Annotated in this window: 7 protein-coding genes; 6 read left to right on the top strand and 1 reads right to left on the bottom strand. The window is 72.1% G+C overall.

The window, feature by feature from the left end:
* Positions 1–200 precede the first annotated feature (200 nt).
* From ABZ806_RS02725 to ABZ806_RS02710, 4 genes are all read left to right on the top strand, one after another.
* Complete coding sequence (locus tag ABZ806_RS02725) at positions 201–575, top strand: hypothetical protein (RefSeq protein WP_500214889.1); 375 nt, start codon at positions 201–203, stop codon at positions 573–575.
* 206 nt (positions 576–781) lie between these two features.
* Positions 782–2,329 (top strand): serine/threonine-protein kinase, encoded by a 1,548-nt coding sequence (locus ABZ806_RS02720; protein WP_500214888.1) that lies wholly within the window; start codon positions 782–784, stop codon positions 2,327–2,329.
* The gene (locus ABZ806_RS02715; RefSeq protein WP_500214887.1) at positions 2,326–3,822 is read left to right on the top strand and encodes a serine/threonine-protein kinase; all 1,497 of its coding nucleotides are present in this window, start codon (positions 2,326–2,328) and stop codon (positions 3,820–3,822) included. Before ABZ806_RS02720 ends, ABZ806_RS02715 begins: the two co-directional genes overlap by 4 nt.
* Positions 3,823–4,061: 239 nt before the next feature.
* On the top strand, positions 4,062–6,752 hold the full coding sequence (locus ABZ806_RS02710; protein ID WP_500214967.1) for a cellulose binding domain-containing protein: 2,691 nt from the start codon (positions 4,062–4,064) through the stop codon (positions 6,750–6,752).
* Positions 6,753–6,818: 66 nt separating this feature from the next.
* On the opposite strand, the gene pabB is transcribed toward ABZ806_RS02710, so the two are convergent.
* Entirely contained in the window at positions 6,819–8,978 is a 2,160-nt protein-coding gene (gene pabB / locus ABZ806_RS02705) for an aminodeoxychorismate synthase component I (RefSeq protein ID WP_500214886.1), read from the bottom strand.
* 199 nt (positions 8,979–9,177) lie between these two features.
* Here pabB and ABZ806_RS02700 point away from each other — a divergent pair, with 199 nt between their 5' ends.
* On the top strand, positions 9,178–11,703 hold the full coding sequence (locus ABZ806_RS02700) for a DUF4118 domain-containing protein (RefSeq protein ID WP_500214885.1): 2,526 nt from the start codon (positions 9,178–9,180) through the stop codon (positions 11,701–11,703).
* Positions 11,700–12,365 carry a response regulator gene (locus tag ABZ806_RS02695; RefSeq protein ID WP_500214884.1) on the top strand — a complete coding sequence of 222 codons (666 nt, stop codon included), beginning with the start codon at positions 11,700–11,702 and terminating at the stop codon, positions 12,363–12,365. Before ABZ806_RS02700 ends, ABZ806_RS02695 begins: the two co-directional genes overlap by 4 nt.
* Positions 12,366–12,503 lie beyond the last annotated feature (138 nt).

Genomic DNA, 12,503 nt, shown 5'->3' with positions numbered 1-12,503 from the left:
CACTCGTGAAATGAATGCGAAACACCCGGACCCCCGTCGCGAGATGCGTCTTTCAGCCCAGACTAAAACACCTTGTGGCCTTCGTAAAAGCCGAGCGATTCTGACGTCCTGACGATCCCGGAACCGGGGGAGGAGGACGCAGGCCGGGGGAAGAGATTCACGTTTCAGACACGAAGTCACGAGTAAAGGAGAACCTCCGGATGAGGATGCACCGGCGGGCCGCGATCGCGGGGGCCGCGGCCGTGGCGGCGGCCGCCACGACGCTCACGCTCACCGGCGGGACGGCCTACGCCAACCCGCCCTGCTACGTCGACGGCAGCGGCCACCTGCACTGCGGGAACGACGCGCCGACGGCCATCTACCAGCGGGCGATGTACGGCACCAACTCACCGATCGTCGACCACCTGCGCAGCAACCCCAGCTGGTTCAAGTGCTACGTGACCGGGGCCTACACGGGCGGCGGGAACTACATCTGGTACTACACCTACGGCGACGACACGGGCACCTGGGGCTACGTCCCGGCCGTCCACGTGTGGACGAGCAACGACCCGCCCAACAACATGGACCACTGCTGATCCACCAGGGGCGCGCGGGATGCTCCGGCCCTCGCGCGCCCCGCTCAAGAAGCCTGCTCCCCTTGCCCAGTTCCCTTCACCACCTCCCCGTCCGGTAGTGGCGGCGCCATCGGATGTGGCTCCCGGGTCGCGCGAAGGCGGGTCCGTGTCGGATCATTGCCGGATCGGCCACGTGATCGGTCGTCGGAAGGGGGACCGGGGTTCAGGTGTCAGGTCATGTGCTCGCCGGCCGGTACCGCCTCGGGGAGCGGCTCGGCAGCGGCGGCATGGGGACGGTCTGGTCGGCCGTGGACGAGACGCTGCACCGCACCGTCGCGGTCAAGGAGATCGTCTTCCCGGACGTGCTCACCGCGGACGAGCGCCGGGTGGCGGCGGACCGGGCGCAGCGGGAGGCGCGGGCGGCCGCGCTGATCGACCACCCCGGTGTCGTCACCGTGCACGACGTGGTGATCGAGGACGAGCGGCCGTGGATCGTGATGGAGCTGGTCCGCGGTGCCTCCCTGGCCGAGGCGATCCGGCGGGACGGCCCGTGCCCGCCCGCCGCGGCCGCCCGGATCGGCGCGGCCCTGCTGGACGCGCTCGGGGCCGCGCACGCCCGGGGCATCGTGCACCGGGACGTGAAGCCCGGCAACGTGCTGCTCGCCGAGGACGGCCGGGTCGTCCTGACCGACTTCGGCATCGCGAACATCGAGGCCGATCCCGCCCTCACCCGCACCGGGACGTTCGTCGGTTCCCCCGGATACATCGCCCCCGAGCGGCTGCGCGAGCAGCCGGGCGGCCCCGAGTCCGATCTGTGGTCGCTCGGGGCGACCCTTTACGCGGCGGTCGAGGGCAGACCGCCCTTCGAGCGGGACGGCCCGATGGCGGTGCTGGGCGCCGTGCTGGCCGAAGAGCCGGCGCCGCCACGGCAGGCCGGCCACCTTTCACCGCTGCTGTGGCATCTGCTGCGGAAGGACCCGTCCGCGCGGCCGGGAATCGGGGACGTGCGGCGGGCCCTGTGGAATGTGTCCGCCGGGAGGCCGTCCGGTCTGCCGGCCCCGCCCCCGGCCCCGGTCCCGTCCGTTCCCGCGCGGACGGGAACGCGGCGGATATGGGTTCCGATCGCCGCGGGCGTCACCATGGTCGCGATCGGCGCTGCGCTCGTGGGCGCCGTCGCCATGAACACCTCCAGTCGAGAGACCGGGGCGACCGACGATCCGACACGGTCAGCGCCGTCCGCGCCGAGGGTGGCGGCGCCCTCCACAACGCCGTCCCCGAGCGCGCCGCCCGGCCTCGACCTGTGCGGCCTGCTCACGAAGCAGCAGGTAGACCGCCTGATACCACGCGGGAAGCCGGAGGTCGACGAGGACGAGAAATCCTGCGGATGGGCGGTGTCCAAACGCGGAGTCGCGATCAGCGACCTAGGCCGGACCACCGTCGACGCTCCCCCGCGGTCGCCCGTCGAGGCGCACAACAAGTACGTGAGCACCAAGAACGCGTCCACACCCGGAATCCATTACTGGGGATGGACCGAGATCGACGTCCCCCACGTGAAGGCGCGGGAGAGCGCGGCGCGCACCGCCGACGGCATAGGGGACGAGGCGTTCACCTACACGTCCACGGGCCTGTCGAAGTCCATGGACATCTCCGGGGTCGTACTCCGGGTGAAGAACACGGTGCTGAGAATCGAGTTCATGTACGAGCGCGGCACCGCGTCCCCCGGCGCGGCGCGCGAGGCGGCGCGCTGGGTCGCGCGAGCGGCGGCGAAGTCATGACCGCGCAGGTCCGCACGCTCGCCGGACGGTACCGGCTCGTCCAGCGCCTCGGTGCGGGCGGCATGGGCGTGGTCTGGCGCGCCCGCGACGAGCTCATCGGCCGGGACGTGGCCGTCAAGGAACTCCTGCTCCCCGACCATCTGAGCGCCGAGCAGCGCGACCACGCGGCACAACGCGCCCTGCGCGAGGCCCGGGCGGCCGCCCTCCTCCAGCACAGGTCGATCGTCACCGTGCACGACGTGGTCATGGACGAGGGCCGGCCGTGCATCGTCATGGATCTGCTTCCCGGCCGCTCCCTCGACACGATCCTCGCCGACGAAGGCCCCCTCCCGCCCGATCGGGTGGCACGCATCGGCCTGGAGATCGTCGGCGCCCTCCGCGCGGCCCACGCCCAGGGGATCCTGCACAGGGACGTCAAGCCCGCCAACATCTTCCTCCGCGAGGACGGAGCCGCCGTCCTCACCGATTTCGGCATCGCCGCGCTGGAAGGCGAGGCCACGCTCACGCGGCCGGGCTCGCTGATCGGGTCGCCGTCCTACATGGCGCCCGAACGCGCGCGGCACGACAACGGCGGCCCCGCCTCCGACCTGTGGTCACTGGGAGCGACGCTCTACGCCCTGACCGAGGGCCGCTCGCCGTTCGCCCGAAGCACCGTCATGGGCACGCTGGGAGCCGTCCTCGCCGACGAGCCGGATCCGCCTCGCGCCGCCGGGCCACTGGCCCCGCTGCTGGAACGGCTCCTCGTCAAGGACCCCGTGGCGCGCCTGGGCGCGGAAGCGGCCGAGCCGTACCTGCGCGCCCTGGTGGCCGGTGAGCACACGGCCCCGCTCCCCACGGCCCCGCCGCCGACACCGCACTCCGCCGACGCCGGGCATCCCACCCTCCCCGCCCACTCGCCGAAACCGGGCCGCCCCTGGTTCCTCGCCGCCCTGGCCGCCGCCGTGGCGACAGCGGCGGTCATCGCGACCATCACGATCATCATCACCCGCAGCCAGGACGAGCCGCCCTCACCGGCGCCCCGGGCAAGAGCATCCACCGGCACGGCCGGACCGGCCCCGTTCGCGTCCGCGCCCGCCCCATGCGGTCTCATCAGCGCCGAACAGGCGACCCGGCTGGTGCGCACCTTCCACAACCACGGCGACGAGAGCCCCGACTCGTCCACCGGACGGCCGCGCAAGAACTGCGTCTGGCAGACCTCCGCGCTGGCGAAGGGAGACGAGCGGCTCACCCTCACCCTCCGCACCGCGGACACCGCCGGCGAGGCCCGCCGCCTGCTCGCCGAGGAGAAGGCCAACGCCACCGAGCAGGTCACGCCACTCTCCGACCTGAGTGACGCGGCCTTCACCACCCCCGGCCCGGACGGCGACTCGGTGATCTGGTTCCACGTCGACAACCTGGTGGCCGAAATCCAGTACGGCACCGGACGAGACCAGCAGGACGACCTGGCCCGCCAGGCCGCCCACTGGACCCGCAAATCCCTAGAACGCCCCTGACCCGCCGAGCCGGGCAACTGGCCACCCGGGAATGCGGGCCGCGAGGACGCGGGGACGCGGGGACGCGGGGACGCGGGCGCTCGAATGGTTTTCGCGGGTTTTCATGGCGGTCCGCTCGTCTGCGCAGGTGGGCGGGGCGCACCGTGGCAGGCCACGGGAATCGTTGACGAATCGAAGCGCTTCGATCAGCCTCCAGTCAGATCCAACTCCAGTCGGATCCAGGGAGGTTGTGCATGCCCATGCGGAGATCGATCAGCGGGGCCGTGGCGGCCGTGGTGGCGGCGCTGGCCCTGGTCGCCTCGATGGTGGCGGTGGTGGCCGCCGTCGCGGTCCGTCCCGCGGCGGCCGCCGAGACGTATACGTGGAAGAACGTGCGGATCGACGGGGGCGGGTTCGTGCCCGGCATCGTCTTCAGCCGCAAGGAGAAGAACCTGGTCTACGCCCGCACCGACATCGGCGGGGCCTATCGGTGGGACCAGCCGGCCGGGCGGTGGGTGCCGCTGCTGGACTGGGTCGGCTGGGACAAGTGGGGGTACAACGGCGTCATCAGTCTTGCCGCCGACCCGGTGGACGCGGATCGGGTCTATGCGGCCGTTGGCATGTATACCAATGACTGGGATCCCAATCATGGGGCCGTATTGCGGTCGGCCGATCGGGGCAAGACGTGGCAGGCGGCCGAACTGCCGTTCAAGCTCGGCGGGAACATGCCGGGACGGGGCATGGGCGAGCGGCTCGCGGTGGATCCGAACGACAATCGCGTGCTCTATATGGGCACGTCCGAGGGGCATGGGCTTTGGCGGAGCACCGACCGGGGTGCGACCTGGGCGAAGGTGAACAGCTTCACCAATCCCGGTGACTACTCCGACAACCCGAGCGACACGTCCGGGTACGGCAATCACCGGCCCGGAGTCGTCTGGGTGACGTTCGACGAGAGCAGCGGAACCGCCGGATCGCCGAGCAGGACGATTTATGTGGGCGTGGCGGATAAGGAGAACACCGTCTACCGGAGTACGGACGCGGGTGCCACGTGGGAGCCCGTACCGGGGCGGCCGACCGGGTACATCGCCCACAAGGGCGTGCTCGATGCCGCGAATCATGTGCTCTACATCGCTACCAGCGACACGGCCGGCCCCTATGACGGCGGCAAGGGCGATGTGTGGAAGTTCGATACTCAGTCGGGTGCCTGGACGCAGATCAGCCCGATACCGTCGAGCAGTTCGGACGACTACTTCGGCTACAGCGGCCTGACCGTCGACCGGCAGCATCCCGGGACGCTGATGGTGGCCACGCAGGTGTCCTGGTGGCCCGACATGATCATGTGGCGGAGCACGGACGGCGGCGCGTCCTGGACCCGGATCTGGGACTGGACGAGTTATCCGAACCGCAGTTTCCGCTACACCCAGGACGTCTCCGACGTGCCCTGGCTGACGTTCGGGACCAATCCGTCGCCACCGGAGGTCACCCCGAAACTCGGCTGGATGAACGAGTCGGTGGAGATCGACCCGTTCAACTCGAACCGGCTGATGTACGGGACGGGCGCCACCATCTACGGCACCGAGAACCTCACCCAGTGGGACGCGGGCGGCCAGTTCACGATCGAACCGATGGTGAAGGGGCTGGAGGAGACCGCCGTCCTGGACCTGGTCAGCCCGCCGTCCGGGGCACCGCTGATCAGCGGGCTCGGGGACATCGGCGGGTTCCGGCACACCGATCTCGGATCCGTTCCGTCGACCATGTTCACGCAGCCCGTCTTCACCAGCACCACCAGCCTCGACTATGCCGAGGGCAAGCCGAGCATCATGGTGCGGGCGGGCAACTTCACCGATTCGGATCGTCCCAACGACAGTCATGTGGCGTTCTCGACCGATGGCGGGGCCAACTGGTTCCAGGGCACCGAGCCCGGCGGCATCAACAATGGCGGGACCGTCGCGGCGGCGGCGGACGGAAGCCGTTTCGTGTGGGCGCCCGGTGACAGCGGGCAGCAGGTCGTGTATTCGGTCGGGTTCGGTAACGGCTGGAGCCAGTCGTCCGGCGTGCCCGCGAATGCGATCGTCGAGTCCGATCGGGTGAACGCGAGCAAGTTCTACGCGTTCTCCGGAGGCAAGTTCTACGTCAGCACGAACGGCGGGCAGTCGTTCTCGGCGACGGCGGCGTCCGGGCTGCCGTCCAGCGGTGTCCACTTCAAGGCGGTGCCCGGCAAGGAGGGCGACATCTGGCTCGCGGGCGACACCGGGCTGTTCCATTCGACCGATTCCGGCGCGAGTTTCAGCAAGGCGGGCGACAGTACGGCCGCGGGCATCTCCAAGGCGGTGAACGTCGGGTTCGGGAAGGCCGCTCCGGGCGCGAACTACCCAGCGGTCTACCTGGTCGGGACGGTCGGCGGCGTGACCGGGCTGTTCCGGTCGAACGACGCGGGCGGCACCTGGACGCGCATCAACGACGACCAGCACCAGTACGGCAACGCCGGCGAGGCGCTCACCGGCGATCCCCGCGTCTACGGCCGTGTCTATCTCGGCACGAACGGGCGGGGCATCGTCTACGGCGACACCTCCGACGCCACGCCCCCGACGAGCCCGCCGGTCACCAGCGACCCGCCGACGACCGACCCGCCCACCACCCCTCCGCCGTCCGATGGCAACTGCACGGCCGCCTACAAGACGACCGGGTCGTGGGGAGGCGGCTTCCAGGGCGAGGTCACCGTCAAGAACACCGGGACGGCGGCGATCGACGCGTGGAAGGTGTCCTGGACGTTCGGCGGCGGCCAGGCCGTCTCGCAGTTCTGGGGCGCCAAGGTGACGCAGAACGGCACGGCGGTCAGCGCGGCGAACGAATCCTGGAACGGCGCGCTGGCGCCCGGCGCCGGCACCACGTTCGGGTTCATCGGCACCGGGACGCCCGAGACCGTCACTCCCGCCTGCGACGGCGAGTGACGCGAGGGGACGGGGCGGTCCCGCGCTCCCGCCCCGCCCCTCACCTCGGGCTCCGCAACGGCTCTTTCAGACGCCGCCCACGAGGGTCGCCTCGGAGACCGGAGCAGCGGGAACGCCGGGGTGACCGGGGAGGCCGGGGAAGGGGGCGCCGAGCAGGCGGAGCAGCGGGGCGGCCTTGACCGCGGTCTCCTCGAACTCGGCGGCCGGATCGGACAGCGCGGTGATGGCGCCGCCGATGCCGAACTCGATGCGCCCGGCGGAGGCCGAGGCGACGGCCGTCCGGATCACGATGCTGAAGTCGGCCGCCCCGGACAGCGAGAAGTAGCCGATCGCCCCGGAGTACACGCCGCGCGGCCCCTCCTCCAGCCGGTCGATGATCTGCATGGTGCGGATCTTCGGCGCCCCCGTCATCGAGCCGCCGGGGAACGCCGCCTGCACGCACCGCACCGCCGAGATGTCCGGGCGGAGCCGGGCCCGGACGGTGCTCACCAGCTGGTGGACGGTCGTGTAGCTCTCCACGTCGAAGATCGGGTCGACGGTGACCGACCCGGCCTCGGCGACTCCCCCGAGGTCGTGCCGGACGAGGTCGACGATCATCAGGTTCTCGGCGCGGTCCTTGACGCTGCGGGCGAGTTCCGCGCGCAGCCGCCGGTCCTCGGACGGGTCGGACGAGCGCGGCCGGGTGCCCTTGATCGGTTTCGACTCGGCCTGCCCGTCCGCCGACACCCGCAGGAATCGCTCGGGTGAGGAACTCAGCACCGTCAGGTCGCCGAACCGCAGCAGGGCCCCGAACGGCACCGGGTCGCTGCGCCGGAGGCGGCGGTAGAGGTCCCACGGGTCCGCGCGGACGGCGGCCGTGAGCAGGTTGGTCAGGCAGACCTCGTAGGTCTCCCCGGCGATGATCTCCCGCCGGGACTCGGCGATCTTGCCGAGGTAGGCGCCCCGCCCGTGCCGCAGCGTCAGCAGCCCCGACGCCCTCGACGGCCGCGACGCCCCGGGCGGCTCGGTGATCGGGGCGGGTGCTTCCGGGACGGGCAGCTCGGCCAGGCGCGCTTCCGTGTCGTCCAGCCAGGACAGTGCCGCACGGTCGTCGCCCACCGGGCACAGCGCCAGGAGATGGACGACACCGTCCGCGTGATCGAACACCACGGCGCGGTCTGCGAAGATCATGGCGGCGTCGGGGTGCGGGGAGCGATGCGCGCGGGAGCCTCCGGTCTCGGCCTTGAGCTCGTAACCGAGGTATCCCACCCAGCCGAGCGCGAAGCCGAACGGGAGATCCGGGATCTCCGCCGCGTGGGCGCGCACGTCGGCATCGATCCAGTCGAAGAAGGACGCGCGCTCGATCCGCTCCCGCCCGCTCGCCGATTCGACGGCCAGCCCGCCCGTCTCCACGTCGAACGTGACGAACCGGGCCAGCGGGCCGCCGGCGTCCCCCATGAACGAGAACCGTCCGCCGTGCTCGCCGGTCCGGCTGCTGTCCAGCCAGAACGCCCGGTCGGACGAGGCGAACAGCGCACCGAAGACGTCCTCGGCCACCGCCGGCGCGCCCAGCCTCCGCGCGACCACCCTGAACGCCTTCGCAGGCGCCTTCGCCCCCGCCTGCGCCCGCGCCAACGCCCCCGGACCTGCCGCGCCGCGGCGCGGTGAGGCGTCAACCTGCCCGCTCTGCGCCAGGAAGTTCGCGATGATGCGCCGCCCATGATCCGTGCACACCGATTCCGGGTGGAACTGGACGCCCCAGATCGGGCGGCGCCGGTGCCGGACGCCCATCAGCACGCCATCGGACGTCCACGCCACCGCCTCCAGCTCCGGCGGCAGCTCGTCCACGACCAGCGAGTGGTACCGGACGGCCGAGAACGGCGACGGCACCCCCCGGAACAACCCGTCCCCAGTGTGCTCGACCCATGAGGACAACCCGTGCCGGACCTCCGGGGCGGCCACGACGCGCGCACCGAGGACATGGCAGATCCCCTGATGCCCGAGGCACACCCCGAGCAGCGGAATCCCGGCGTGCCTGATCACGTCCGCGCAGATCCCGAAGTCCTCGGCCCGCTCCGGCGAGCCGGGGCCGGGCGAGATGACGACGCTGTCGAACGGCTCCAGCAGCCCCGGGCTCCACGGCACCTCGTCGTTGCGCAGGACGACGGGCTCGGCCCCCGCCTCCGCCACGTACTGGACGAGGTTGTGCGTGAACGAGTCGTAGTTGTCGATGATCAGGGTCTGCACGGGCGCTCACTCGAATGACTGGCGGACGCGGTCGTTCGGCGTGACCGGTATACGGCGAAACGGTACCCGGCCCACCGGCCCCGGCCGTCACCCTCCTCGCGTATGAAGAGCGTCGAGGTTGGCGGCGATGGCGTATGGACGGCGTCAAGACGGGAGGGCACGGCATCGCGCAAGGGGCGCGGCCTGGGAGGATGGGGGTATGGCCAGGGGGCAGCTCCGCGTCTACCTGGGGGCCGCCCCCGGCGTGGGGAAGACGTACGCGATGCTGTCGGAGGCGCGGCGGCGACGCGAGCGCGGCACCGATGTCGTCGTCGGGTACGTCGAGACGCATGACCGTCCGCGCACCGAAGCGCTGCTCGACGGCCTGGAGGTCGTCCCGCGCACGACGCTCACATATCGCGGCGCCGAGTTCACCGAGCTGGACGTCGCGGCGGTGATCGAGCGGGCGCCCGCGGTGGTCCTGGTCGACGAGCTGGCGCACACCAACGCCCCCGGCGGCGGCCATGCGAAGCGGTGGCAGGACGTCGAGGAGATCCGGGACGCCGGGATCGACGTCATCTCGACCGTGAACGTCCAGCATCTGGAGTCGGTCAACGACGTCGTCGAGCAGATCACCGGGGTGGTGCAGCGGGAGACCGTCCCGGACGAGGTGGTCCGCCGCGCCGACCAGGTCGAGCTGGTCGACATGGCGCCGGAGGCGCTGCGGCGGCGGATGGCGCACGGCAACGTGTACCGGCCCGAGAAGGTCGACGCGGCGCTGTCGAACTACTTCCGGGTCGGCAACCTGACGGCGCTGCGGGAGCTGGCGCTGCTGTGGCTGGCCGGGAAGGTCGACGACCAGCTCGACCGGTACCGGGCCGACCACGGCATCGGCGGGACGTGGGAGGCGCGCGAGCGGATCGTCGTCGCGCTGACCGGCGGCCCGGAGGGCGACGCGCTGCTGCGCCGCGCCACCCGCATCGCGGCCCGGTCGAAGGGCGCCGACCTGCTCGCCGTGCACGTCGCGCGCGGCGACGGGCTGGCCGGCGCGCGGCCGGGGGATCTCGCCCGGCAGCGGCAGACCGTGGAGGGGCTCGGCGGCACCTACCACCAGGTCGTCGGCGACGACGTGCCGCGCGCGCTGCTGGACTTCGCGCGCGGCGCCAACGCGACGCAGCTGGTGCTGGGGGTGTCGCGGCGGGGACGGTTCGCGCAGCTGCTGCGGCCGGGCATCGGCGTGACGACGACGGCGCGGTCCGGCTCGATCGACGTGCACATGGTCACCCACGACCAGGCGCGGCGCGGCGTCGCGCGGCCGGGGCGGGAGCAGGGGCTTCCGGTGGGCCGCCGGGTCGGCGGGTTCCTGCTGGCGCTGGCGGGCCTGCCGCTGCTGACGTTCGGGCTGCTGGAGGCGCGTCCGGCGATCTCGCTGCCGTCCGACATCCTGTTCTTCCTGGCGGCGGTGGTCGCGATCGCGCTGGTCGGCGGGATGCGCGCGGCGATGTTCACCGCGGTCGCCGGGTTCCTGCTGCTGAACTGGTACTTCACCCCGCCCGTCCACCGGTTCACCGTCGCCGCCGAGGAGAACCTCCTCGCGCTGGCGGTGTTCGTGCTGGTCGGGATGGGGGTGAGCGTGGTCGTGGACCGTGCCGCGCGCCGGTCCCGGGAGGCGGCGCGGCTGGGCGCGGAGGCGGAGGTCCTGTCGACGCTGGCGGGGGACGTCCTGCGCGGCGAGCACGCGCTGGACGCGGTGCTCGGCCGGCTCCGCGAGACGTTCGGGCTGGCGTCGGTGACGCTGCTGGAACGTCCGGCGGAGCGTCCGGTGGGGGACGCGGACTGGCGGATCGTCGCGACCGTCGGGGGCCGTCCCTGCGGCGCGCCCGGCGACGGCGACGCCGAGATCCCGGTCGGGGACGATCTGACGCTGGCCGTCCGGGGCCGCCCGATGCCGGCCGGCGACCGGCGCGTCCTGGAGGCGTTCGCGGTGCAGGCGGCGGGCGCGCTGCGGCAGCAGCGGCTGCGGGCGGAGGCCGAGCGGGCGCGCCCGCTGGAGGCCGCCGACCGGATGCGCACCGCCCTGCTCAACGCGGTCAGCCACGACCTGCGCACGCCGCTGGCCTCGGCGAAGGCCGCGGTGGACAGCCTCACCGGCACCTCCATCGCCTGGACGGACGAGGAGCGCGCCGAACTGCTCGACACGGCGCGGCAGTCCCTCGACCGGCTCGACCGGCTGGTCGCGAACCTGCTCGACATGAGCCGGTTGCAGGCGGGCGTCCTCGGCATCGCCGCCCGCCCGCTGGCCCTGGACGAGGTCGTCCCCCGCGCCCTGGACGATCTCGGCGATCTCGGCGCCGGCGAGGCGTCGGTGCGGCTCGATCCCGCGCTGCCCGAGGTGTCGGCCGACCCGGCCCTGCTCGAACGGGTGCTCGTCAACCTCATCGCGAACGCGCTGCGGCACAGCCCGCCCGGCGAGCCCGTGCTGATCACCGCGGGCGCGATCCGCGACCGGGTGGAGCTGCGGATCGCCGACCGCGGCCCCGGCATCCCGCAGGGCGAGCGGGAGCGGGCGTTCCTGCCGTTCCAGCGGCTCGGCGACCGCGACAACCACACCGGCGTCGGGCTCGGGCTCGCGCTGGCACGCGGGCTGACGGAGGCGATGGGCGGCGCGCTGATCCCCGAGGACACCCCGGGCGGCGGCCTCACGATGATCGTCTCGCTGCCCATGGGCCGGAAGGAGGCGCCGTGACGCGCGTGCTCGTCGTCGACGACGAACCCCAGCTGCTGCGGGCGCTGCGGATCAACCTGCGCGCCCGCGACTACGAGGTGGAGGTCGCCGCCGACGGCACCACCGCGCTGCGCCGGGCCGGGTCGTGGCATCCCGACCTGGTCGTGCTCGACCTGGGGCTGCCCGATCTTGAGGGCATCGAGGTGATCCACGGGCTGCGCGGCTGGACGGAGGTCCCGATCATCGTCCTGTCGGGGCGGGCGGGCAGCGGCGACAAGGTCGAGGCGCTGGAGGCCGGCGCCGACGACTACGTCACCAAGCCGTTCGACATCGAGGAGCTGGTCGCGCGCATCCGCGCCGTGACGCGCCGGGTCCCGTCCGCCGAGGCGGTCGCCGAGGCCCAGGTGGGCGGGCACACGATCGACCTGGCCGCGAAGACGGTGTCGGACGGCGTCCACCTGACGCCCACCGAATGGCGGCTGCTGGACGTCCTGCTCCGCAACCCCGGCAAGCTCGTCGCCCAGCAGCAGCTCCTCACCACGGTGTGGGGCCCTTCGTACCGGACGGAGACCCACTATCTGCGGCAGTACATGGCCCAGCTGCGGCGCAAGCTGGAGAGCGACCCGTCCCACCCCCGGCACCTGCTGACGGAACCGGGAATGGGCTACCGCTACCAGCCCTAGCGCGCCGGGCCACGCCCGAGCCACCCGTTGTTGATCTGCGGCGTGGTGGTTGTTTTTTATGTGGAGATAAAAAAAAAAACCCCACGGGCAAACGGCCCCAGGGGGGGCAGGTGGGGGTGGTGGATGAATCTAAATAAC

The sequence above is a fragment of the Spirillospora sp. NPDC047418 genome (genome assembly GCF_040643275.1).
Taxonomy (GTDB): Bacteria; Actinomycetota; Actinomycetes; order Streptosporangiales; family Streptosporangiaceae; genus Spirillospora.
This window is presented reverse-complemented; position numbering and strand designations above follow the sequence as displayed.